This window comes from Aureimonas sp. CAS (assembly GCF_059838215.1).
In genome coordinates, this window is sequence record NZ_CM187563.1 from 2871632 (window position 1) to 2893630 (window position 21999).

Here is a 21999-nt window from a genome sequence, read left to right on the forward strand (position 1 = left end):
GGGATTGGCCTCCCGACGAAGGGAGTCAACGCTCATGTTCATGCGCATCGACCAGTTGCAGGCCAATCTGCCTGCGCCCAAAGCCGCCGATCCGAACGCCGCCGCCGCTCTCCAGGAATTGCTCGGCGGCAAGTACGGCGAGATGTCGACTCTCGGGAACTACATGTTCCAGAGCTTCAACTTCCGATCCAAGACCAAGCTGAAGCCGTTCTACAGCCTCGTGGCGGCGATCACGGCCGAGGAGCTCGGCCATGTCGAGCTCGTCTCGAACGGCGTGGCCATGCTCGCGAACGGACCGGACCAGCCGGACGGCGACGAGGGGGACGGCGGCGACATTTCCGGGGCACCCTTCGCCGACATGAAGGACATCCGCTCGGCGGCGTCCTTCCTGTCCCATGCCGGCGGCGCGGTTCCGGTCGATTCCAACGGCCTGTCCTGGAACAAGGATTGCATCACCACCACCGGCAACGTCGTCGTCGATCTCCTGCACAATTTCCATCTGGAATGCGGAGCCCGGCTTCACAAGCTGCGGGTCTACGAGACGGTGTGCGACCCGACGAGCCGCGAGGTCTGCGGCTACCTCCTCGTGCGCGGCTCCGTCCACGCCCACGCCTATGCGCTGGCTCTCAAGAAGATCACCGGCGTCGATCTCGACAAGTTCCTGCCGACGCCGAACATCCCGCTTTCGAAGATCCCGGAGTCCCAGAAATATCTGGACGAGGGCTCGCACCGGCGCCTCTACACGTTCTCTCCGAACGATTACAAGGAGATGGCCGGCATCTGGGGCAATGGCGAGGTCGCGCTTCCCGACGATCCCCCGGGCGAACTGGAGGTGGTGGACGGCCATCCCGACGGCGGCAAGATCCACCAGCTGACCGGCATCCCCTCGGCCTTCACCCCGGACTACGCACCGGAGGAAATGTTCGAGATCGCGCAGAAGCTCTACAAGGCCTCGCGCTGACCTTGCCGGAAGGTCGGCGCGGCGCCGGCCATCCTCCCTGACCCCCATCATCTCGAGGAAGCGCCATGAGAGCCCTCTGCTGGCACGGCAAAAGCGACATTCGCTGCGACACCGTCCCCGATCCCGAACTGAAGAGCCCGCGCGACGCGATCATCCGCGTCACCGCCTGCGCCATCTGCGGCTCCGACCTCCACCCCTATGACGGCTACATGCCGACGATGGAGTCGGGCGACGTCATGGGCCACGAGACCATGGGCGAGGTCGTCGAGGTCGGCTCGGAGGTGACCAACCTCAAGCGCGGCGACCGGATCGTCGTGCCGTTCAACATCGCCTGCGGCGACTGTTTCTTCTGCAAGAAGCAGCTGTTCTCGCTCTGCGACCGCTCCAATCCCAATGCCGACATCGCCGCGACCGCGATGGGGCATTCCCCGTCCGGCCTGTTCGGCTATTCGCACATGCTGGGCGGTTTTCCCGGCGGTCAGGCGGAGTATCTGCGCGTGCCCTTCGCCGACGTGGGCCACATCAAGGTGCCCGACAGCCTGTCGGACGAGCAGGTCCTGTTCCTCTCCGACATCTTCCCCACCGGCTACATGGCCGCCGAGCAGGCCGGGATCGAGCCCGGCGACACCGTGGCGGTCTGGGGCTGCGGACCGGTCGGGCAGTTCGCGATCCAGAGCGCCTGGATGCTGGGCGCGGGCCGCGTCATCGCCATCGACAACGTGCCCGAGCGTCTGGAGATGGCCCGCACCTTCGGCAAGGCCGAGGTGCTGAACTTCGACGAGGTGAAGATCTACGACGCCCTGCAGGAGATGACCAAGGGGCGCGGACCGGACCGCTGCATCGACTCGGTCGGGACGGAGGCCCATGCGGGCGGCGCCGTCGACGCCGTCGTCGACAAGGTGAAGGCCGCCGCCTATCTCGGCACCGATCGCCCGCATGTGCTTCGCGAGATGATCATGTGCTGCCGCAAGGGCGGCACGCTGTCGGTGCCGGGCGTCTATGTCGGCTTCCTCGACAAGGTTCCGTTCGGCGCCCTGATGAACAAGGCGCTGACGGTGCGCACCGGTCAGACCCACACCCACCGCTATCTGGAGCCGCTGCTGCAGCGCATCGTCTCCGGCGAGATCGACCCCTCCTTCGTCATCACCGACCGGGCGGGGCTCGAGGAAGGCCCGGACCTCTACCGGAAATTCCGCGACAAGGCCGAGGGCTGCATCAAGGTGGTGATGCGCCCGCACGGCTGAACCTTCGACGAAAGCCAAGGAAAGGAACCGACCATGGTCACGACCGTCGGCACCGAAAGCACCTACGAGGACGTTGTGAAGAACCTCCTCATCCTCGAACACGATGCGATCTCGGCCTATGAATCGACGGTCGAGCGTCTCGACGATCCTCATTCCAAGCGCCAGATCTCGTCCTTCCGCGACGATCATCTCGCGCATGTCCAGGAGCTGACGCGTCTTGCCGGCTCTCTCGGTATCGAGGCGCCGCAGGAAGGCGACATGAAGGAGTATCTGACGACGGGCAAGATCGCCCTCGCCAGCCTCGTCGGCGACAAGACCATCCTGAAGGCCATGTCGACCAACGAGATCGAGACCAAGATGGCCTACGATCAGGCGGCCAAGAACAGCGTCGTTCCGGCCGAGGCCCGATCCTTCTTCCAGAAGGCCTATGCCGACGAAGACCGGCACAAGGCGTGGATGGATCAGGCAGCCGCGGCCTGATCCGCTTCCGCGCTCCACCGCCGCGTTCCCAGATCGCGGTGGTGGGAGAGGAAGGCGAGGACGACCGCGATCGTTTCGGCATACTGGCCGATCAGCGCCTCGCTGGGAGTGGCCTTGGTGGCGGAGGTGAAGAGCCCGCAGGCTCGTCCCTCCGCCACCACGCGCGACAGCTGCGCCTTGGAGATCGCGAACCGCTCGGCCGCCTCGCCGAGCGAGAGCGCCGGCTGACCCCGCAATGCGGCCGCGACGGCCGACATGCACAGTAGGCTTCCGCCCTCCAGATAGGCGAAGACGCGCGTGAACGGCGCGTTGCCGCCGAAGAAGGCCTGACTCGCGGAAATGTAATCCTCCTTCGCGGAGGCGAACGTGTCTCGGGCCGCCCTCCGCCCGTCCCCCTCGAACGTTTGCCCGAGAAGGTCCAGCGCATCGAAGGTGGGGGCCGCCCAGTCGGTCATGTAGGTCCAGGTCCGCTCCTTGGGCACGAGCACGCGGCGGCGGCGGTCCGCAACGTCGACGGTCTGGTCCGCGAACCCGTAATAGGAGATGAGCGAAGCGACCGTCTTCGCCGTGCGGTCGGACACGTCGGCTCGGTGCGCGCCCTCGAGGAAGTCCGCGAGCGCGACCTCCTTGCGTCCCGCCTGGTCGGCCTCGGCCGCGAGGATGCCGTAGATGTTGAAAGAGCGGCAACGCTCCTCCTTGCCGAAGAGCTTGGACGTGTGCCGAATCCGCGAACGCAGTTCGAGGATGCCCTCCGTGTGGCGGAGCAGCGCCGCCTCGAAGGCCGGATGCTTTTTGAAGACGGCGCTCAGCGCCCCGATGGCCTGCCAGTTCATGCGACCTCCTGGCTCCGATGCCGCCCGCTTCTGTCCACGCGAGCCGACCCGCGTTGTGCAAGATGTCGCCGACGACCTGAGACCGAGGGGCATGGGGGATGAACGAGCAGCGCGAGCTTCGGGCGAAAACGCCCGGACAGTCCGAATTCGAGCGGCTTGTGAAGGGGCATATCAGCGACATCCGCGCTCTTGCCGCCTTCTACGCGCGTCAGGGATGCGACGCGGATATGCTCGCCCAATCCTTGATGGAAGCGGCGGACGACCTTCGGGAAGCCGCTCATCTGCTTCCCTCTCGCCGCGACAGCGGGCGCGGCCCAAACACCGACAACATCGTCCATCTCGTATCCGCCCAGGCGGACCGTCGAGGGTCCCTCACGAGTTCGGCCCCGTTCTGAGGCGCACCCGGCCGGACCCGGCGTCCGGCAGCTCCTGCTCATCCGACCCGCCGAGACGACGGCGGGCGGGCGCGAGCGCAGGGATATTATAGAACATGTATGAGGATGCCCGGAAGCGCTTCTGCGCTTCCGGGCGTGATCGTTCGCGCAGGATGTCGAACCGGCAGGGGCGACCTGCAGCATCGGCCCGAAAACCGGAATCCATTTCCGGAAAGCCCGATGTGCAGATTCAAGGAGATGCAGCGACCATTGTGCGTTCGAACGGACGCACGGCGCTTTAGAAGCCCGTTTCGATCCTCGCGTAGGCTTCCTGCGTGAACGCCCAGACCTGCGCCCCCGTGAAGGAGGCGGTGAGAGCGATGATGACGAAGATCGCGAGAATCTTCGGCACGAAGGTGAGCGTGATCTCCTGAATCTGCGTCAGCGCCTGGAACAGCGCGATGACGATGCCGACGACCATGGCGCCGGCAACGGCCGGCCCGGAGGCCGCGACGATGGTCCAGATCGCGCCCTGCACGATGTCGATGGCGTCGGCTTCGTTCATGGCTACTCGATCCTGACGCCGGAGCCGAGAGGCACCACCGCGCCGTTCGTCAGCGTGGCGAGCACCTGGTCCTTGGAGACCTGCACGGACTTCACGAAGCCCTGCGTCTGCCCGTCGGCCGAGGTGAGGACGCGGCCAATCAGATTGTCGGCCTGCGTCAGGGAGGAGACGGTGATCATCGTCTCCAGTTTCTGGTTCAGCTTGATGGTCTGCTCGACATTGGAGAAGGAGGCCAGCTGGCTCATCTGCTCCGTCGGGTCCATCGGGGCGAGGGGATCCTGGTTCTTGATCTGCGCGATCAGGAGCTGGAGGAACGCGTTGTAGTCGAGGCCGGTCTTCAGCTCGCTCGTGGTCGCGGCCGCCGCCGCGGCGCCTCCGGTGACGCCGGATATCGTGGTCATCGGCGCGCTCCGGCCGCGATCGCGAGCGGAACCGGACCCAGCTGGGTCGGCAGCGGCGCACCGGCGAGGACGGCGTCCTCCAGGGGGATCAGGCCGCGCAGGCGCTTGAGCGCCTCGAAGGAGTTGTCGTCGGCCACGAGATCGCGGACGTCGAGCAGACCATCGCGGATTTCCCGCGTCTGGAAGGCGGCGAGGAGAAGCGAGAGCGTCGCCTCGAGAACGCGCCGCGTCTCGTCGGCGCGGGCCGGCTCGATCAGCATCATCTGGATAATGAAGTAGAGCTGGCGCAGCGGCGTCTTGGTCTCGGCGGCCTGCATGACGTGGCTCTCCAGAAGGAAGGTCACGTCGTTGAGGAGCTCGACCTGCGTCTTGCGGTCGACGCGCAGCACCGCGCCGTTCAGGAACAGGCGCTCTCCGGCGCGAAGGGAGATCTTCAGGCTGCCCATGGTTCTCAAGCCTCCAGGCCTTCGCGGATCGAACTGGTGACGTCGATCAGAGCCTTGAAGCTCGTGACCTTTCCGAGCCGGATCGCCTCGGCTTCGCGCATGATCCACAGACCGATCGAGATGAGCGAGGCGCGCAGGTCCTCCGGCAGGGCGTTCTCGGGTTCCGCGAGGTCTTCCACGAGGATCGTCCAGAGGCTGCGCGTCAGGTAGATCGCCTCCACCGCCTCGCGCGAGCGCGGACCGGCCGCCTCCGCCTTCTTCATCGCCTCGATCGACCGGTCCAGCGCCTCGCGCTCGCGATCCCGCGAGGTCGAAAAGCTGTCCTCGGCGATCTCGGCATAGGAGAACTGATACATCGATTGGGTCCTGGTTCTGGGACGGTGGTGGCGGCCGTCGTCTAGCGCCGGCACGGCGGCGTCAGAGATAGTCGAGAATGTTGATTTCGCGGATCATGCCGGTCACGCGATAGGACGCCTCGAGCTGCGTCTGCAGCGCCGCGACGCGCTGGGCGGCTTCGACGAGATCGACCTCCTCCAGCGAGGCGACATGCGCGGCGAAGATGTCCTTCTGCTGCGTGATCGAGGTATCGGCGGCCGAGACCCTGGCCATGCGGTTGCCGAGGTCGCTCTGCAGCGCCGTCAGCCCGGCCACGCCGCTCGCGACCTTCGCCCGGACCACGTTGCCGACCGCCTGACGCACGTTCGGGTCCATCGCCTCGGAGGCGAGGGTCATCGCGGCGAAACCGGCCATGAGGTCCCGGAAGACATCCATGTTGGCACTGACGGAGGACGCGATCGTCTCGGTCTTGCTGATGCGCGACTGGATCGGGGTGTCGGACGCGCGGGCGAAGGTCTGGGACCATGTCGCGTCGTCGAAGAGATCGTCGAAGGCGATCTTGGTCATGGACGGCGTTCCGTCCGAGTTTAAGATCGGGTCGCCGGCAGCGTCGGTCGCCGGATAGGAAAACCCGTCGCCGAAATACTGTGCGATCTCGTCCGCCGTGACCGTCGATGCGTCACGCCCAGCGATCTCCAGGAACTGCTTGAAATGGACCTGGACGGCCTCGCCCGGACCTTCGCCGAAGGGGTTGATCGGGCGGATGTCGGTCTGGCTGCCGGAGAAGAGATACTGGCCGCCGACCGAAAGGTTCATGGCGCCGACGAACTCGTCCATCGCCGCTTCGGTCACCTGCTTGGCGCTCGCGAAGAAGGCCGCGTCGGTGATGCCCGGGATGAGCTGGTCGCGCACGGCCTCGGCGCTCTTCTGGATGCGGGCCAGCGTGTCGTCCATCAGCTCGAGCCGCTGGGTCACCAGCTTGTTCGACTGCAGCATCCGGTCGAGGCTCGTCTCCTGCGCCCGGAACGAGACGGCGTCCGCCGTCGCGCGGCCGAGCGTGCGTCCGACATCGGCATGACGGTTCGTCGAGCTCTCCACGAGCGCGTCGCGAAGGTCCGCCTGGACCCGCATGATCTGCGCGCGGGACGCGTTGTTGAACGAGATCGTCGAGATGCTCATCTCGTTTCCTTTCGAACGCCGGGGCGCCTGACGGCCGTCTGGCCGCACGACAAACGCACCATCTCTTCGGTTCTACGCATCAGACCGTCCGAAAGCTGAACCTGGCTTCCGGGGACGTGCGGTCGGTTCAGACGGACTGAAGCAGCGCCGCCAGCATCTCGTCGACCGTCGAGATGAGTTTGGCGGATGCCTGGTAGGAGCGCTGGAGGTCGGTCAGGAGGGTCATCTCCTGGGCGAGGTTGACGCCCGTCTCGTTGGACATGGTCTCGCGCGTGCGCTCGTTGAGCGTCGTGCGATACTCGACCTCCGAGAGGGCGGAGGCCCGGCCCGCCTGGAGCCAGCCGAGGGAGGACGCGGCGAAGTTGGCGAGCGTGCCCGCGTCCGAGAGACCCGCCTCGGTCGAATAGGAGCGGGACGCCCCGAGCGCCTCGTAGAGCGCGGTGATGCGGCCGGTGTAGCCCGACCCCTCGCCGTCCGGCCGCGCCAGATTGACGCCGTCGCGGATGAGCGTCGGATCGCCGGCCACCCGCGTGTCGATCCGCAGCAGCGCCGCGAAGCCGTGGGACGCGCCCTCGCGGACCGGCTCGCCGTTCTCACCGACGGTGAAGAGGCCGGAGCGCTTCCCGTCAGCGGTGGTCTCGGAGAAGGCTTCGACGAGGCCGCGCGCGATCTCGTCAAGCTGCGCCTCGAAGGTCGGGGCGATCTGGTCGCGCAGCTGCGTCAGCCCGACGACCGAGCCCGAGCGCAGCGGCATGAAGGCGCCCTCGCCCGTCACCTGCACGCCGTCGATGCGGAAGGCGGACCCCGTCTGGCCGGAACCGAGCGGACTGGAGGGCGTGAACTCGACGAGGCGCGCGCGCTTGTCGAACAGGCTGACGCCGGAATCGGTGTGCAGGACGAGGTCGTTGTCGCCGCGGATGCGCGCGTTCACCCCGACATAGGTCGAGAGCTTGGCAACGGCCGCGTCGCGTTTGTCGACGAAGTCGGTGACGTCGGTTCCCCCGATCGTTCCCGAGACGACCTTCTCGTTCAGCCGCTCGATCTCGCCGAGCAGCGCGTTCATGTCCTCGGCGGCATGCAGGAGCGAGTTGTCCGCGTCCCGGCGGACCGCCTGGACGGTGGCGGACAGTTCGTTGAGGTTGGACGCGACGTCGCGGGCCGCGTCGAGTGCGGCGCGCGCGAACTCGAAACTGCCCGGATTGCCGGAGAAGGCGAGCAGCCGATCGGAGAGGGTCGAGATCTGCGCCGAGGGGGAGCGGGCGAGCGTCGTGTCCCCGATGACCTCGTTCAACCGCTGGTAGCCCGCCGAGATCGAACTCCAGGACCCGACCGCGGAGGTGGAGTCCAGCATGTTCCGGTACAGAACCGAGTTCTGCGACCGCGCGATGGAGGCGACCTCCACACGACCGCCAAGGCCGGTGGTGACGTTGGCGTATTTGCGCGTGGCGTTCGGGTCGTTGAGATTGGCGATGTTGCGCGAGACGAGGGCGGTCTGCGTCTGCGTCGCGAGCAGCGAGGACTTGGCGGAATCGAGGGCCGAGGTAAGCGACATCGCGGGGAGGTTCCGACGGGAGGGAGATCGGGAGGGCGGCCGGAGCGACCGCCCCCGCCGTTAGCGTTTCAGATTGACGAGAACGTCGAGAATTTCCGACCCGGTCTGGAAGACCTTCGAGTTGGCCGTGTAGGAGCGCTGGCTCTCGATCATGGTCGTCAGCTCGCTGGCGAGATCGACCGTCGACTGCTCCAGCGCGCCGTGGACGATCGCGCCGAGACCGCTTTCGCCGCCGAAGCCGACAAGCACCTCGCCCGAATCCTGTCCGGCGGAGAAGACGTTGCCGGAATGGGCCCGCAGATTGTCGGGGCTTTCGACGAGCGCCAGGGGGACTTTGAAGAGCGGCACCAGTTCGCCGGACTTGAAGCGCGCGGAGATGACGCCGTCCGCCGAGATCTGGATCTGGTCCACATTGCCCGGAGGGTTGCCATTCACGCTCGCGGAGATCGGCTGGTAGGTCTTGCCGACCTGAGAAGATCCGGTGATGTCGAGCTGCAGCATCTGCCCGTTCGGGATCTGGATTGCCAGAGGCTGCGTGCCCTGGAGTGCACCCGTCCGGTCGAAGACGACCTGCCGCACGCCGCCGATCGGGCCCGTGGAATAGGGGAAGGGCGTCTCACCCGGGGAGCGCGTGGCGCGGTCGTAGATCGCGTACTCCCAGCTGTTCGGCCCTTCCGGCGTGCTGCCCGAGCCGTCCGTCACCTTCGTCATGTAGATGTCGAGGACGATTTCCTTACCGGCATCATCGTAGACGATGATGGAGTCGGTCGCGGTGTAGTTCACCTTGCCCGTTCCCCCGGCGCCGGGCCGAGTACCGTCCAGAGCTCCGAGTTCGCCCGTGCCCGACATGTCGGCAAGGCCGGCGATCGTGGCGTCGGCGCTGTCCACCTGCACGTTGGTCAGGGCGACGGTGCTGTTCGGACCGTTCGACTGCGAGGTCAGAACGAGACGATTTCCGTTGTTGGAGGCGACGACCTTGCCGACCGCGGTGTTGATGCCGTCAACGACGGCGGTCATCAGCTGGGATTGAGTCAGGTCGTTCAGTTCGCCATTCTGCGGCGCATTGATCGTCACCGTGACAGGGTCTGCCCCGTCGATCGCGACGCTGAAGGTCAAGCTCTGTGCATTGGCGGCGAAGGTGCCCGCGCCGATCACATCGGTCTGCGTGGCCGTTCCGGCCGTACCGGCGAGCCGCGGCGGCAGGACCGGCGAATCCTTCGGGAGGTTCACGCGGAAGATGCCGCTATCGGTCGGCTTCAGACGGAGCTGCGCGGAATCCAGATTGACGTTGCGCAGACCAGCGAAGCCGTTCAGCACGCCCTCGGTGTCGCCATCCGGGAGCGGATAACCCTGGAGGACGTAGCCCGCAGCGTTGACGAGCTCGCCATTGCCGTTCTTCACGAAAGCGCCGGCACGGGTCAGGAAGGTGCCACCCGCTCCGTCGGAGACGACGAAGAAGCCCTTGCCGTTGACGCCAAGATCGACAGCCTGGGAACTCGTGTTGTTCGCCGATGCCGTGAGCACGCCCTGCTCGCTCACGATCTGCCGGGTGTTCGCCTCGACGATACCCGAATTGTATTGCCCTCCGCCGGAAGCGACGACGAGCGCGGAGAACTCCGTCGATTGCCGCTTGTAGCCGGTGGTGTTGGCGTTCGCGATGTTGTCGGCGACGCCTGCCAAGCGCGTGGCCTGGGCATTCATTCCCGATACGCTGGTGCGCATCAATCCGCCGATGCTCATCCGAGACCCCTTTATCATCTACACTTTGAAGTGAAACTAAGTTCCGGAGCTTGCGCGAAGCTGCCGCGACGAGGCGTTGCATTCGGCCGAACGCGCAAAGCAGGGAAGGCAAAGAAAAAGGCTCCGAACCCGCCGTGGTTCGAAGCCTTCATACTTTCTTAATACTTTCAGGATTGATCAGACGCCGATCCCGTAACCCAAATAGCGCTTGGAGGAGACCGGATCGTAGCCGAGGCGCATCTTCAGCTTCTTGCGGAGCTTGGAGATGTGGCTCTCGATCACGTTCTCTTCCACGTTCTCGTCGAAGATGCCGTAGATCGCCGAGAAGAGCTGCTGCTTGGAAACACGGCGGCCGCGATTGGCGACCAGATACTCCAGGATGCGGCGCTCGCGGCGCGGCAGCACCATCGGCTCCCCCGCCACTTCGGCGTCGCGACCGTCGTTGAAGACGCAGATTTCGTCGACGCTCGTGCGGGCCCGGTCGACACTGCCTTCGCGGCGGCGGATGGCACCCACCCGCGCCAGGATTTCCTTGACGTGGACCGGCTTGGCGACGACGTCGTCGAGGCCGGCCGCGAAGCAGTCGAGCGTCGCGTTCAGCGTGCGCGTCTCCGCCAGCGCGATCATCGGAGCCGAGGTCCGGCTGCGCACCAGCTTGGTGAAGGTGGCCCGCTCGGGGAAGTCGCCCAGGAGGAAGGCCTCGACGGCGGAAACGTCGGCGTCGGCCGCCGTCTCGACCCAGCCGCGGAACTCTTCCACCTGGAAGCCGGCCGAGGACACGCCCTCGGAGGAGAACATCGACCTGTAACCGTTCGTCACAAGTTCGCGATCATCGACCACCACGATCATAGGGCACCGCCAGTTTTCAGTTCCTCGTGCAGGATTGATAGGTTGTTAAGCCTTTGGCGAGCTATCCCCAAAAATAACTATAGGGTTAAGAAAGCCTGACCCGAGCCGCTTCGGCGCCACGTTTCGCAGTTCCGTCCGGCCGCGCCGGAGGCCGCCGCAAGCATCAGAGGAATGTCGTTCCGGCGGGCTTCGGCCTGGAGGCGACGGGCTCCTCCGCCCGGCGACGCGCCGGCTGGTCGCGTCCATCGCTCTCGGACCGGCCGCGCTCGCTTTCGCCGCTCCCCTGCCCGGCTCCACGTTCCGCGCCTCGTCCGTCCGGACTCGCCGCCCCGTCCCGGGCGCCAGAAGTGGAGGCCGAGGCGCCGGCCTCGCGGACCGCCACCACGATCGAGGAATCCTCCAGCGAGAACCCCGCCTTCTCCAGGAGCGAGCGCAGCGCAGCACGGTCCTCGCCGAGCATGCGCGCGGTCTCGACCTTGTCGGCGGCGATCTCGAGCATCAACTGCCCGTCCTGCAGCCGCATCGAGACGTGCAGAAGCCCGAGGTTTTCCGGCTGGAGCTGAATGACCAGCGTCTTCAGCGCGCCGCCGCCGGCACGAAGCCGCAGATGCGAGCCGCTCGGCGCTTCGTCGACAGGCCGGCTCGAACCGGGTCCCCCGAACGCGTCGATAATGCGCTCGGCGACCTGGACGGACATGGCGGGCACGGCCGACGGGGCTCCCGAGCCCGATGGGGCCGCGACGCCCGCCGGCGTGAGCAGACGTTCGCCCTCTCGCGATGCGAGGCCCTGAGTTCGCTGCTCGCTCGCTGCCGCAAAGGAAGGTGCCGGCCGCTCCTGCGCAACGGCTCCCCGCTTCGAGGCACGGTTCTCGACGGACGCGACGCCCTGTTCCTTGCGATCGGCAGGGATGAGCGGTGAGGCACTGTCTGCGTCCAGGTTCGCGCTCTCCTCCGTCCGTCCCGCAGACGCATCGACATCCGACGCGCTGCGGCGTTCGGTGGAGCGGACGGGCTCGCTTCGCGCTCGGGCGGAACGCGTATCGACCTGGTCAGCCGCCGTAGGAACGGCCATTTGCCGCACGTCCGTCTTCATCTCTGCCGATTTCACGCTCGCCGTGTCGGCCGCCACGCGTCCTTGCCGCGCAGGCTCCTCCCGCGTCGCCAAGCGCTCACTCGGCCTTGCGTCTTCAGCCGCCGAAACGCCATCGGCCGAAACGTCCGGCCGTTCCGCGGGCAGGCCGGTCTCGTTCCGTCGGGCCGGCGATAAAGGACCGCTCTGTGCGGCCTGGAAAGCGCCGGAAGCGCCCTTCGAACCATCCTGCTTGAGGTTGGCTGCCTGCACGGTGGACGGGTCACCCGATACCCGTTCCGGTCGCATGTCGCGCGATCGGATCGGGGAAGGCTCGCCCCCTCTGGTGTCGAGAAGTCGGACGATGTCCCGCTCCTTCGAAGGCTGTCCTTCCGAGGATGCGGCTTCGTCGATCTCGACGAGGACCGCCTCGCCGAGGACCGGCTCGAAATGGGTTTCCTGGCGCGCGACGACGAGGCGCGAGCGCGGCACGTCCCCTCCCGTCTTCGCTGCGTCCCGAACATCCGGCGCGGCGCTTCGCGGCGCTAGCGCGTCCGTCTCGACCTCCACCTCCGCCGGGCGCGCCGTCACGCCGACCCATTCGCGCGAAAGCCCTTCGGAGCCCTCGCCCGCCTTCCAGGACCGTTCGGGGCGGCCGCCGTCCCTGACGCCGGCCTGCGAGACGGCCGCCAGCAGGCTGAGGACGTCGCGCGGACCGGCGACCTCGACCTCGTCCGGCTTGGCCTCGACCGAGGCGCCATCGTCCAAGGTCTCGTCCGCTTTCGCCTCGCGGGTCTCCCGGGCCGCGTCCGCCTTGGTGCGCGCGCGGCCCTCGGCGCCCTTCATCTCCCCTTCGAAGGCCTGCGCCTTCGCACCGGCGTCGCGATCGCGAGGCTTGGGGGCGAGCGCGTCCTCGTCGGGAAGCTTGGGAAGGATGGCGATGTTCATCGCATGGCACTCTTCAAGTCGGATGCGGTTTCGTTGAGGAGACGCTCGGCGCGCTCGACGACGACGGATGGGGCGGCGGCGGTCTCGTCCGCGGGCGGCAGAACCGGCGGCAGCAGCTCGGACAGGGGCTTGCGGATCGAGGCCAGAACCTCGCTCGCGGCGTCGAGAAGCGCGGCATCCTCGGGCTGGAGCCGGTCGCGCGACACGGAGGAAAGCGCTGCGCGCACATCCGCCTCCGGTCGGGTCGAGAGGCTGGCGGCGACGTCGTACAGACGCGCGCGCTCCGCCGCCCCGACGTCGAGCGTCGCGATCGAGAGAGCGCGCTCGGCGGTCAGGCGGGCGAACTCCAGCTGCCCTTCCAGGAGCGCCCGGCGCGATACCGCCAGATAGATCGGCCCCCGCCGCTCGTCGGACAGGCCGGTGACGATCTCGTCCATGGTCGCGGCGGCCGCGGCCGGATCCTCGGCGCCCCGCGAGGACTGGATGGCGGCGAAACGGGCCTCGAAATTGCCGGCATAGGACGAGCGGGAATAGCGGTCGAAATACTGCCGGGCGAGCCGGTCCGCCTGGTCGTGGTCGCCGAGACCGTCGACCAGCATGGACTGGAGCCGCAGCGCGGCTTCCTCGATCAGCCCGCCCGGCGCGAGAAGGCGCGCCTGGTCGAGATGGGCGACGGCGCTCGCCGGATCGTCGATCTGCTGGATCTGCCCCAGCACCAGATGGAGATGGGCGGCGAGCCCCGGCTCCTCCTGGCCGAGATCGAGCGAGCCGAAGAGGCTCTCGGCCTTCTTCAGATCGTTCATCACGTAGGCGAGCGCGCCTTCGAAGAGCGGACGCTGCTCCTCGGGCAGCCGACCCGCCGCCACGAGCCGCGCCAGGACGTCCGGCGGCCCGCCCGAAAGCGTGAAGAGCACGGCCGCGCGGCGGTTGCGCGGATCGTTCCAGACCTCCGAGTCCGCCTCCAGAAAGACGGGCGCGAAGCGGCGCAGCAGCAGCGCCTGGACGCGGATGGCCCGGTCGTTGCCCCGCGCGACCTGGTCCTGCAGGAACTGCAGGGAGCGGATGATGTCGAACGGTGCCGGCTCGCGGGTCGCGGGGGCGTGCATCTCCTGCGCGTCCTCGGCGACCGCCGGCGCGACGCACAGGGCCGACACGGTGCACAGAGCGAGCGCTCCGATCAGCCGTCTCATGCGGTCGGCTCGATCAGGAGGATCTCGATCCGCCGGTTGGCCGCGGCCTCCGGATCGTCGGGAAGCTTCGGACGGCGGTCCGCCATACCCTCGATCGCGCTCACCCGGGCCTCGTCGAGACCGCCGCGCAGGAGCATGTAATAGGCCATGTGCGCGCGGGCCGTCGAAAGGCGCCAATTGTCGTAGTCCTCGCCGGCATAGGGGCGTGAATCCGTATGGCCGCGGATCACGATCGTTCCCTCGCGTTCGGACAGGATCTTGGCGACCTGCTCGACGAGACGGATGGTTTCGGCGCGCGGCCGGGCCGAGCCGATCTCGAACATGCCGTTCGTCAGGCTGTCGCCGAGAGAGATCACGATCCCGTTCTCGGCGGCACTGACCTCGACGCCGTCCGAGGCGCCGGGCGCCAGGTTCTCGGCGGAATCGCGCAGCTCCTCCTCAATGGCGTCCGCCTCGGCCTCCTCCTCGCTGACGGCCGCGACGACATCGGGCGTTCCGGCCGGAGTCTGGGCCGGCTCCGGCGAGGCGGACGTTCCCTCCTCGCCGGACGCAGCGCCCGCTTCGGGCGCCGCCTCGACGACGCGGGTGACGAAGTTCGTGCGGTTCAGCGGTTCCTCGGTCGCCTGCGCCCGCTCCACCGCGTTCGGCGCGAGCTGCCAGGAGGTCGGATCGAACGGGTCGCGGAAGGCGTCGCCGCCGTTGAGGCCGGGAAGCCCGCTCCCGTCCAGGACGACGTCGGAGCGCCCCGTCGCGGTCGCGGGACCGCCGTCCGCGACGATCTCGGCCAGCACCGCGTAAGGGTCGCGGAACAGCGCCTGGTCCTCGCCGCCCTCCTTCGTGCCGCCGACCGGCTTGCCCTCGGCCGCGGGCGCGGCGCCGACGACCCCGCCCTCGCTCTCGGTCTCGCGCATCACCGGGCGCTGCTCGTTCACCCCCAGATCCGGCGAGGGCGGCGAGGCGGCGTTCAGCTTGATCGGGTTGAAGTACTGCGCGACCTGACGCTTGGTCGCGTCATCCGACGCGTTCACCAGCCACATGACAAGGAAGAACGCCATCAGCGCCGTCATGAAGTCCGCGAACGCGATCTTCCAGACGCCGCCATGGTGCCCTTCGTCCTCCTCGTGGCGTCGGCGGACGATGATGATGTCGCCGTGCCGGCTGATGCTCGCGTCCTTTCCGGTGGTCACGACAGCGCCTTCTCCAGGGCGTTACCCCAGTCCGAGAGCCGGGTCTCGATCGTGGTCGCATCGGCTTCGACGCGAATGTCCAGCTGCTTCTCGTCCGGCCGCACGGCCAGACGATCCGCCTTGTCCCCGAGCTTGGCCTGGAACTTGGCGAGAAGGTCGCTCGGGCCGGTCGCGCAGATGCGGTACTCGGCGCCTTCCGGCGCGATGACGCGCACGGCGTCCGCCAGATCCTCCAGGGCGCGGCGCTGGCGCGCATCCATCGCCAGAGGCTTCAGGACGCCCTTCACCGTCGCGCGCATTGCGTCCTCGAAGACGGCCATCTGAAGGATCATCAGGTCGGCCAGCCGGTCCGCCTGCTCGCTGGTCCAGCGCGTGCGCTCCTCGACGAGCGCCTTCGTCTGGTTCTCCTGCGCCTCGGCGCGCAGGGCCTCGATCCGCGCATCGCTCGCCGCTTCGAGCTCGGCCCGCACCTGCGCCTCGCGCTCGGCGGCCGCCTCGTCACGGGCTTCGGCCAGCTGAAGGGCATGCGCCTGACGCTCGGCCTCGAGGGCCGCGCGGGCGGCCTGCAGCTCGGCCAGGGGCGCCGTCTCCACCTGCGGCTGGGCGGCGGCGCCCGCGCTCGGGAACGGCGCAGCGCGCGCTGCGACCGGCTTCAGCGGGCGGACCGGAACGGGCTGGACGCGCGGCTCGCGCGCGAAGGCCGCTTCGAAGCGCCGCTCGACCGGGCGGGGCCGGACGAACTCGTCGTCCTGCAGATCGCTGAGATACTGTGCGAGAGGTATCATGATCCAGGCATCCCTTCAGGTGACTGTTCGTTCCGCGGATGGCCTTGTCAGGCCGCCTTCTTTTCGTGGATCCACTGCTTCAGGATGGCTGCGGCCTGTTCTTCGTCGAAGTCGACGAGGCGTTCGAGGCGCACCTGGGGCGAGTTGGCGCGCATCTGGTCGAGCTCTTCCATCAGCGCGGGGTCGCCGCCGCCGGCCGGTCCGAAGTCCGAGCCGAAGTCGGCGCCGAAGCCTTCCATGGAGGGCGCGGTGAAGCCCGGCAGCGCGGCGAGCCCGGGCAGCTCCGGCGCGCCGCCTGCGCCCAGAAGGTCGGGGCCGGCGTCCGCGCCCAGGCCCTCGGCCGAGGCCTCCGCGGGCTTGGCGATCGCCTTCACCGCCGGCTTGAGGCCGAACCAGATCACCAGGATCGCCACGACCAGGATCGTCAGCGCGTTGACCAGCGTGCCGAACTGGCTCGCCAGCGTCTCCATCAGACCGATGCCCGGCACCGGCTCCAGCGCCTCGCCCGTTCCGGCGAAGTCCACCGCCGTCACTTCGATCCGGTCGCCCCGATCCTCCGACAGGCCGGACGCGGAGGCCACCAGAGCCCGGATCTCGGCCAGCGCCGCGTCGAAGGCCTCGGGGCCCGTGTTCTCGCCCAGCGTCTCCAGCAGACGCGCCCGGTTGACGATCACCGCCACCGACAGGCGCTCCACCGCATAGCCTTCCGAGACCGTCTGAACCGTCGTCTCGTTGATCTCGAAGTTCGTCAGCTCCTCGCGGCGCTCGTTGGCCTGCGAGGACTGCGAGCCGGCCTGCCCGCCCTCGGCCTCCGCGAGCGGCACGTTCTGGTCCACCGTCACCGGCGTCTCCGCCTCGCGGTCGGTCGACTGGCCCGTCTCGCGGACCGTCCGCACCGAGCGCTCCACGCGGCCGTCCGGGTCGAAGGTGCGCGCGCTCGTCTGGCGCCGGTCCGTGTTCAGCCGCGCCGACACCGAGGACTGGAAGTTGCCGATGCCGAGATAGGGCGCCAGCGTGCGGCGGATCGAATCCTCCACCTGACGCGCCACCACGCCCTCCATGCCGAGCTGGCGCGACGGCGCGGCCGACGTGCCGTCCTCGCCCGAGGCGAGCAGCGTGCCGTCGGTCGACAGAACCGTGACGCGCCCCACCTCCAGGCCCGGAATGGCCGAGGCGACGAGATGGCGGATGGCGTTGGCGGACGAGAAGGAGGCGACGTCGTCGGTGCGGATCGTCACCGAGGCCGAGGGCGGCTGGCGCTCGCGGCGGAACGAGCCCTCCTCGGGCAGGACCAGATGGACGCGCGCCGCGCGCACGTCCTGCAGGCTCTGGATGGTGCGAGCGATCTCCCCCTCCAGGGCGCGCACCCGCGTCACCTGCTGCATGAAGGAGGTCAGACCCATGGAGCCGATCTGGTCGAAGAGCTCGTAGCCGGCATTGTCGGAGCGCGGCAGGCCGCGCTCGGCCAGCAGCATGCGGGCCGCGGCCGTCTGCGAGAAGCCGGTCAGAACCGTGTCGCCGGCCGCGTTGACGTCGAAGGGAATGCCCGCCTCGGTCAGCGCCGCGCCGATGCGCGTCACGTCCTGGCGGTCGAGACCCGAATAGAGCGTGTCCATCTGCGGGCGCGACAGCTGCCAGGCGGCCAGCGACACCAGCCCCACGACCAGCGCGAAGACGAGCCCGAGCCCGGCGAGCCGGCGCGGCCCCAGGGCGTTCAGATTGGCGTAGAGCTTCTGGGCTTGCGCCCCGGCGACCAGCGACATGACTTTTCCAGGCAAGCCGGAGCCAGAACCAGCCCCGTCAAACCCACAATCGCCCACAAAGCTTGCGCCAGATTGGCATCCTCCAAAGGATGAAGAAGTTCTTACCGATAAGCTTGCGGTCGAGACCCGTGAGCGCAAAGAAAGGGGCCCCGGCACGAATGCCGGGGCCCATGTCGTATCCGACCAGCCGCGCGTGGCGTTAGTTTAGCGCAACGCGACCCTGTTCGTCGTTAGCGTCCGCGCGGCTTACTGGAAAAGCCGCAGGACGTTCTGCGCCGACTGGTTGGCGATCGAGAGCGCCTGGACGCCGAGCTGCTGCTTGACCTGAAGGGCCTGCAGACGGGTCGACTCCTCGTTCATGTCCGCATCGACGAGGCCGGAGACGCCCTGGTCGATCGTGTCCATGAGGTTGGTGACGAAGGTCTGCTGCAGCTCGATGCGCGACGCCACGGCGCCGAGGTTCGAAGCGGCCGACGTGACCTTGTTGATCGCGTCGTTGACCACCGAGATGTAGGCCGAGAGCACGTCGCGGACCTGCTCGCCGGTCGTCGCACCGGAGGCGGTGAGGGCCGCTTCCGAGATGTTGATCGTGTCGACCGAGATCCGGTCGGCACCGGCCGAGACGACCACGTCCGAGATCGCCACGGCCGAATCGTCACCCTCGGTGCCGCTGGTGAAGACCAGAGCCGTGTCACCGGCGTTCGCCGCGACCGTCACGCCGGAGACGTTGGCCTTGGTCAGTGCCGCTGCGACGACCTGGCGGTACTCGTCCAGAGTGGCGATCTTGCCTTCGGCGGCCTCACCCAGCGTCTCGTTGACCAGAGCCTGGTCGATCCGAACGGTCGTCGGCGTGGCTGCACCGTCGATCGCGATCTTGAAGGTGACGCTGTCGTCGGCATCCAGCTCGAACGCGGCGAAGGCGTTGAGCGTGACGGCCGCGGCGGTCGCGTCGACCTGATCCTCACCATCGACGATCGTCTCGCCGCTCGCGAGCGTGGTGGAAGCGCCTGCCTTGGCAGTGTTGCCGCCGTCCGCAGCGACGATGGCTCCGGAGATCGTTACCGTGGAGCTCACACCCGTCGAGTTCGACGTGATGATCAGCTTGCCTGCGTCAGCCCCAGTACCGGCGGCAACCGTGGCGCCCGTCAGAGCGGACATGCCCGCAACGACGTCGTCGATGTCGAAGGTCGAGGCATCCGTGATGTCGATCACGAAGTCCTGTGCGGGCGTCTCGCCATCGATGGAGATCGAGAAGAGCAGGTCGTCGCCGTCAGCGGCGCCCGTCAAACCGAACACCGCCGAGGTCAGCGTGCCCTGCGTTGCCGCGACCAGATCCGATCCGGCATCGGAGGCGCCGGCCGCCGGAATGCCGCCCGAGGCCGTGCCGTTGCCCGTGGCATTGACGCCACCGACCTTCAGCTCGGCGCCCGCCGCGGTCTTCAGCTCGACCTGCGCGTCCAGAATGCCGTTCTTGCCGGCAACGGTCGAGCTGTCGAACAGAGCGACCGCGCCGATGTTGACGTTCACGGTGCCGATCGAGACGTTGTTGCTCGCATCGCGCGTGAAGGACGCGACGATCTGCTTGTCGGCGCTGAAGCCGGCCGTCTCGGAATTGACCGACAGCCAGTTCTCGCCCGAGAAGATCGAGGAGTTGGCGATCGACTGCAGCTGCTTCTGCAGCTCGGCGATCTCGGCCTGGATGACGTTCTTGTCGACGCCGGTCTGGGTCGCGGCCGTCAGCTTCGACTTGATCTCGTCGAGGACGTTCTTGGCGGCGTTCAGGCCCTGATAGGCCGTGTCGACGGTCGCGGCGCCGAGGCCGAGCGCGTCCTTGACGGTCGCCATCGCCTTGTTGTCGGACTTCAGGGCGGTCGAGATCGACCAGTAGGCGGCGTTGTCCTTGGCCGAACCGATCTTCAGGCCGGTCGAGATGCGGCTCTGCGTCTGGTCGAGCTGCGAGTTCGTCTGCTGCAGCGTGCGCAGAGCGGTCGTCGCGGCGATATTGGTGTTGATCGAAGTCATGGAAAGCGTCCCGAAACTTGAGATACGAGGGACATTCTGGGTCGGCACCAGCATAACGGCCCGGCATCATGCCTTTGGTCCGGGGCTCTCTCGCCGTCCGGCCAATCCGCTATGGAATCGAGATTAGACGGGAGGTCTTGCTAGCCCGTTAAGGCGCCGCGTTCGCTCCTCTCAGATGCCGAGAAAAAGAAGATCCAGCGCCGCCTTGATGCGATCCTGCTCGGCGGAGAGGTCCCCTCTGCTTCGGCCGAGCGACGATCTCGGAAGCGCGAAGATGAGTTGAGGAAGAAGCACGAACGCCTCGCCCTCGATGTCGAAGACAGGGTTCAGGCGTTCGGCCCGTAGAGCAAGTCGAGCCACACGGTCCAAGGGCACGACGACCGTCGTGCGAAGGTCGCCCAGGACATCCGCCTGGACATCGATAAGGAAACCCGGCCCATCAGGGTTCAGGTGGTACTCGTATCGGGCCAAGGGTAGCGCCTGTATCGGCTCAGCGGGACGCCGTGCTCTTCGGCATACCGGTTCAAGGCCTCGATCGCCGCAGCGTTCTGCGAGCGCCATCGTTCGGCCTCGATGGAGCCAGAACCATCAAGGGCCCGCCTCACGGCGTTCTCCATAACTTCGACGATGTCGACCCCGGCGGCTTCGGCCCTTCGCAGAAGGGCTTCGTCGAGTTCGACTTCGATGCTTCGCTTGGCGACGGCGACCATGGCTCTCGCTCCGTTCGTCCTGATGTTAGGAGCGAGGCTTCCGGCACACAACAGCGAGCCGTCAGAAGAACGATCGCACCAGGCTTCCCGTGAGCATGTTCCAGCCGTCGATCAGGACGAAGAACAGGATCTTGAACGGCAGGGAGATGATGGTCGGCGGCAGCATCATCATGCCCATCGACATGGTCAGCGTCGCCACGATGAGATCGATGACGAGGAAGGGCAGGACGATCAGGAAGCCGATCTCGAAGCCCCGCCGCAGCTCGGAGATCATGAAGGCGGGGATCAGCACCTGCAGCGGCACCTCGCCGTCGAGCGCGGAGCCCTGCTCCACCTCCGGCAGGCGGTCGCGGATGGAGGCCTCCTGGATGTCGGAGAAGAGCGCGAGGTCGGCCGGGCGGACCTGGCTCATCATGAAGTCGTGGAAGGGCGCGGTGATCCGGTCGAACGCCTCCTCCTCGGTGATCTCGGCGGCCAGCAGCGGGCGCAGCCCGTCGCGCCAGGCCTGATCGAAGGTCGGCGTCATCACGAAGAAGGTGATGAAGAGCGACAGCGAGATCAGGATGAGGTTGGCCGGCGTCGACTGGAGGCCGAGGCCCGTGCGCAGGATCGACAGGGCGATGACGACGCGCGTGAAGCTCGTCACCATGATGAGAAGGCCCGGCGCGATCGAGAGGACCGTGACGATGCCGAAGAGCTGGACGATGCGGCCCGAGGCCGAGGCGTCGCCGGAGGGGATCAGCGAGGCGAGGTCGGACAGCGCGTTCGAGCCCGCCTCCTGCCCGAAAGCCGGCGAGGCGGCCAGAAGCAGCGCCCCGAGAAGAAGGGCGAGACGCTTCACTGCGCGACCAGCGAATGGATGATGTAGTCGGCGACGGCCGGGGAGCGCAGGACCGCGCGCTCCTTCAGATCCTCGCGCAGATGCAGGAGGCCGCGCGCGCCCTCGATCTGGGCGAGGTCGAGCGTGCGGGCGAAGGCCAGCGTGTCGGCGCTCACCTGGGCGGCGAGCGTCTCGGCGTCGGCGCCCGCGTCGGAGCGGATGACGAGGCTCGCCTCCAGCCGCGCGATGGCGCTCGAGGGCGTCGCGATGTTGGTGACGACGGGGTCGAGCCGCACCAGCGTCAGCGGTCCGGCGATGCCGGCATAGGCGGCGGGATTGACCGGAGCGGCCTCGGCCGTCTCCTCTGCGGGCGGCGGCGCGGGGTTCGCGATCAGGAAGGCGATGCCGATGCCGGCGCCGGCGGCGAGGAGCGTGACGGCGGCCACGCCGCCGATCGTCGTCAGCTTTCCGCCGCGCCCGGGACGCGAGGCCCCGAGGTCCGGACCCATCGGAATGACGGCTTCGTCTGACATGGCTCGTCCCGC

23 protein-coding genes are annotated in these 21999 nt (G+C 67.6%); 4 read left to right on the plus strand and 19 right to left on the minus strand.

Going from position 1 to position 21999, the window contains the following annotated elements; translation table 11 throughout:
- Positions 1-34: 34 nt before the first annotated feature.
- The 3 genes from AC6R2M_RS13740 (at position 35) to AC6R2M_RS13750 (ending at position 2685) form a co-directional block, all read left to right on the plus strand.
- Complete coding sequence (locus AC6R2M_RS13740; protein WP_500483037.1) at positions 35-961, plus strand: manganese catalase family protein; 927 nt, start codon at positions 35-37, stop codon at positions 959-961.
- Between the two features lie 65 nt (positions 962-1026).
- A complete protein-coding gene (locus AC6R2M_RS13745) occupies positions 1027-2205 on the plus strand; it encodes a zinc-dependent alcohol dehydrogenase (RefSeq protein WP_500483039.1) in 1179 nt (392 codons plus the stop codon).
- Positions 2206-2238: 33 nt separating this feature from the next.
- On the plus strand, positions 2239-2685 hold the full coding sequence (locus AC6R2M_RS13750) for a DUF2383 domain-containing protein (protein WP_500483041.1): 447 nt from the start codon (positions 2239-2241) through the stop codon (positions 2683-2685).
- On the opposite strand, the gene AC6R2M_RS13755 is transcribed toward AC6R2M_RS13750, so the two are convergent.
- The gene (locus tag AC6R2M_RS13755) at positions 2667-3518 is read right to left on the minus strand and encodes a hypothetical protein (RefSeq protein ID WP_500483043.1); all 852 of its coding nucleotides are present in this window, start codon (positions 3516-3518) and stop codon (positions 2667-2669) included. The two genes, AC6R2M_RS13750 and AC6R2M_RS13755, sit on opposite strands and share 19 nt — an antisense overlap.
- A gap of 98 nt (positions 3519-3616) precedes the next feature.
- Here AC6R2M_RS13755 and AC6R2M_RS13760 point away from each other — a divergent pair, with 98 nt between their 5' ends.
- Positions 3617-3913: a hypothetical protein gene (locus tag AC6R2M_RS13760; protein WP_500483045.1), complete on the plus strand. Its 297-nt coding sequence runs from the start codon at positions 3617-3619 to the stop codon at positions 3911-3913.
- A 277-nt stretch (positions 3914-4190) separates the two neighbouring features.
- Here AC6R2M_RS13760 and fliQ read toward each other — a convergent pair whose 3' ends face one another.
- From fliQ to AC6R2M_RS13850, 18 genes are all read right to left on the minus strand, one after another.
- Positions 4191-4457 carry a flagellar biosynthesis protein FliQ gene (fliQ, locus tag AC6R2M_RS13765; RefSeq protein WP_500483047.1) on the minus strand — a complete coding sequence of 89 codons (267 nt, stop codon included), beginning with the start codon at positions 4455-4457 and terminating at the stop codon, positions 4191-4193.
- A 2-nt stretch (positions 4458-4459) separates the two neighbouring features.
- Positions 4460-4858, minus strand: a complete 399-nt coding sequence (gene flgD / locus AC6R2M_RS13770) for a flagellar hook assembly protein FlgD (protein WP_500483049.1) — start codon at positions 4856-4858, stop codon at positions 4460-4462.
- On the minus strand, positions 4855-5304 hold the full coding sequence (gene flbT / locus AC6R2M_RS13775; protein WP_500483051.1) for a flagellar biosynthesis repressor FlbT: 450 nt from the start codon (positions 5302-5304) through the stop codon (positions 4855-4857). The genes flgD and flbT overlap by 4 nt, the downstream gene beginning before the upstream one ends.
- A gap of 5 nt (positions 5305-5309) precedes the next feature.
- Positions 5310-5660 carry a flagellar biosynthesis regulator FlaF gene (gene flaF / locus AC6R2M_RS13780; RefSeq protein WP_500483053.1) on the minus strand — a complete coding sequence of 117 codons (351 nt, stop codon included), beginning with the start codon at positions 5658-5660 and terminating at the stop codon, positions 5310-5312.
- 61 nt (positions 5661-5721) lie between these two features.
- Positions 5722-6819 (minus strand): flagellar hook-associated family protein, encoded by a 1098-nt coding sequence (locus tag AC6R2M_RS13785; RefSeq protein ID WP_500483055.1) that lies wholly within the window; start codon positions 6817-6819, stop codon positions 5722-5724.
- Positions 6820-6946: 127 nt separating this feature from the next.
- Positions 6947-8371, minus strand: coding sequence for a flagellar hook-associated protein FlgK (gene flgK, locus AC6R2M_RS13790; protein ID WP_500483057.1), 1425 nt, complete (start codon positions 8369-8371; stop codon positions 6947-6949).
- Positions 8372-8431: 60 nt separating this feature from the next.
- Positions 8432-10111 carry a flagellar hook protein FlgE gene (locus tag AC6R2M_RS13795; RefSeq protein WP_500483059.1) on the minus strand — a complete coding sequence of 560 codons (1680 nt, stop codon included), beginning with the start codon at positions 10109-10111 and terminating at the stop codon, positions 8432-8434.
- A 177-nt stretch (positions 10112-10288) separates the two neighbouring features.
- Entirely contained in the window at positions 10289-10960 is a 672-nt protein-coding gene (locus AC6R2M_RS13800) for a response regulator transcription factor (RefSeq protein ID WP_500483061.1), read from the minus strand.
- A 163-nt stretch (positions 10961-11123) separates the two neighbouring features.
- On the minus strand, positions 11124-12977 hold the full coding sequence (locus AC6R2M_RS13805) for a flagellar hook-length control protein FliK (protein WP_500483063.1): 1854 nt from the start codon (positions 12975-12977) through the stop codon (positions 11124-11126).
- The gene (locus AC6R2M_RS13810) at positions 12974-14167 is read right to left on the minus strand and encodes a MotC family chemotaxis protein (protein ID WP_500483065.1); all 1194 of its coding nucleotides are present in this window, start codon (positions 14165-14167) and stop codon (positions 12974-12976) included. Before AC6R2M_RS13810 ends, AC6R2M_RS13805 begins: the two co-directional genes overlap by 4 nt.
- The gene (locus AC6R2M_RS13815) at positions 14164-15354 is read right to left on the minus strand and encodes a MotB family protein (protein ID WP_500483067.1); all 1191 of its coding nucleotides are present in this window, start codon (positions 15352-15354) and stop codon (positions 14164-14166) included. Before AC6R2M_RS13815 ends, AC6R2M_RS13810 begins: the two co-directional genes overlap by 4 nt.
- On the minus strand, positions 15351-16139 hold the full coding sequence (locus tag AC6R2M_RS13820) for a hypothetical protein (protein WP_500483069.1): 789 nt from the start codon (positions 16137-16139) through the stop codon (positions 15351-15353). Before AC6R2M_RS13820 ends, AC6R2M_RS13815 begins: the two co-directional genes overlap by 4 nt.
- Before the next feature lie 47 nt (positions 16140-16186).
- The gene (gene fliF / locus AC6R2M_RS13825) at positions 16187-17902 is read right to left on the minus strand and encodes a flagellar basal-body MS-ring/collar protein FliF (protein ID WP_500483070.1); all 1716 of its coding nucleotides are present in this window, start codon (positions 17900-17902) and stop codon (positions 16187-16189) included.
- 246 nt (positions 17903-18148) lie between these two features.
- On the minus strand, positions 18149-19924 hold the full coding sequence (locus AC6R2M_RS13830; protein WP_500483072.1) for a flagellin N-terminal helical domain-containing protein: 1776 nt from the start codon (positions 19922-19924) through the stop codon (positions 18149-18151).
- A gap of 171 nt (positions 19925-20095) precedes the next feature.
- Positions 20096-20395, minus strand: a complete 300-nt coding sequence (locus AC6R2M_RS13835; RefSeq protein ID WP_500483074.1) for a CcdB family protein — start codon at positions 20393-20395, stop codon at positions 20096-20098.
- Entirely contained in the window at positions 20371-20634 is a 264-nt protein-coding gene (locus AC6R2M_RS13840) for a type II toxin-antitoxin system CcdA family antitoxin (protein ID WP_500483076.1), read from the minus strand. The genes AC6R2M_RS13835 and AC6R2M_RS13840 overlap by 25 nt, the downstream gene beginning before the upstream one ends.
- Before the next feature lie 61 nt (positions 20635-20695).
- Positions 20696-21475, minus strand: coding sequence for a flagellar type III secretion system pore protein FliP (fliP, locus tag AC6R2M_RS13845; RefSeq protein WP_500483078.1), 780 nt, complete (start codon positions 21473-21475; stop codon positions 20696-20698).
- On the minus strand, positions 21472-21987 hold the full coding sequence (locus tag AC6R2M_RS13850; RefSeq protein WP_500483080.1) for a flagellar basal body-associated FliL family protein: 516 nt from the start codon (positions 21985-21987) through the stop codon (positions 21472-21474). The genes fliP and AC6R2M_RS13850 overlap by 4 nt, the downstream gene beginning before the upstream one ends.
- Positions 21988-21999 lie beyond the last annotated feature (12 nt).

What these genes read in the sequence shown, in the direction of transcription:
- AC6R2M_RS13740 (WP_500483037.1), top strand. Translation starts at nt 35, where the DNA reads ATGTTCATGCGCATCGACCAGTTGCAGGCCAATCTGCCTGCGCCCAAA.
- AC6R2M_RS13745 (WP_500483039.1), top strand. Translation starts at nt 1,027, where the DNA reads ATGAGAGCCCTCTGCTGGCACGGCAAAAGCGACATTCGCTGCGACACC.
- AC6R2M_RS13750 (WP_500483041.1), top strand. Translation starts at nt 2,239, where the DNA reads ATGGTCACGACCGTCGGCACCGAAAGCACCTACGAGGACGTTGTGAAG.
- AC6R2M_RS13755 (WP_500483043.1), bottom strand. Translation starts at nt 3,518, where the DNA reads ATGAACTGGCAGGCCATCGGGGCGCTGAGCGCCGTCTTCAAAAAGCAT.
- AC6R2M_RS13760 (WP_500483045.1), top strand. Translation starts at nt 3,617, where the DNA reads ATGAACGAGCAGCGCGAGCTTCGGGCGAAAACGCCCGGACAGTCCGAA.
- fliQ (WP_500483047.1), bottom strand. Translation starts at nt 4,457, where the DNA reads ATGAACGAAGCCGACGCCATCGACATCGTGCAGGGCGCGATCTGGACC.
- flgD (WP_500483049.1), bottom strand. Translation starts at nt 4,858, where the DNA reads ATGACCACGATATCCGGCGTCACCGGAGGCGCCGCGGCGGCGGCCGCG.
- flbT (WP_500483051.1), bottom strand. Translation starts at nt 5,304, where the DNA reads ATGGGCAGCCTGAAGATCTCCCTTCGCGCCGGAGAGCGCCTGTTCCTG.
- flaF (WP_500483053.1), bottom strand. Translation starts at nt 5,660, where the DNA reads ATGTATCAGTTCTCCTATGCCGAGATCGCCGAGGACAGCTTTTCGACC.
- AC6R2M_RS13785 (WP_500483055.1), bottom strand. Translation starts at nt 6,819, where the DNA reads ATGAGCATCTCGACGATCTCGTTCAACAACGCGTCCCGCGCGCAGATC.
- flgK (WP_500483057.1), bottom strand. Translation starts at nt 8,371, where the DNA reads ATGTCGCTTACCTCGGCCCTCGATTCCGCCAAGTCCTCGCTGCTCGCG.
- AC6R2M_RS13795 (WP_500483059.1), bottom strand. Translation starts at nt 10,111, where the DNA reads ATGAGCATCGGCGGATTGATGCGCACCAGCGTATCGGGAATGAATGCC.
- AC6R2M_RS13800 (WP_500483061.1), bottom strand. Translation starts at nt 10,960, where the DNA reads ATGATCGTGGTGGTCGATGATCGCGAACTTGTGACGAACGGTTACAGG.
- AC6R2M_RS13805 (WP_500483063.1), bottom strand. Translation starts at nt 12,977, where the DNA reads ATGAACATCGCCATCCTTCCCAAGCTTCCCGACGAGGACGCGCTCGCC.
- AC6R2M_RS13810 (WP_500483065.1), bottom strand. Translation starts at nt 14,167, where the DNA reads ATGAGACGGCTGATCGGAGCGCTCGCTCTGTGCACCGTGTCGGCCCTG.
- AC6R2M_RS13820 (WP_500483069.1), bottom strand. Translation starts at nt 16,139, where the DNA reads ATGATACCTCTCGCACAGTATCTCAGCGATCTGCAGGACGACGAGTTC.
- fliF (WP_500483070.1), bottom strand. Translation starts at nt 17,902, where the DNA reads ATGTCGCTGGTCGCCGGGGCGCAAGCCCAGAAGCTCTACGCCAATCTG.
- AC6R2M_RS13830 (WP_500483072.1), bottom strand. Translation starts at nt 19,924, where the DNA reads ATGACTTCGATCAACACCAATATCGCCGCGACGACCGCTCTGCGCACG.
- AC6R2M_RS13840 (WP_500483076.1), bottom strand. Translation starts at nt 20,634, where the DNA reads ATGGTCGCCGTCGCCAAGCGAAGCATCGAAGTCGAACTCGACGAAGCC.
- AC6R2M_RS13850 (WP_500483080.1), bottom strand. Translation starts at nt 21,987, where the DNA reads ATGTCAGACGAAGCCGTCATTCCGATGGGTCCGGACCTCGGGGCCTCG.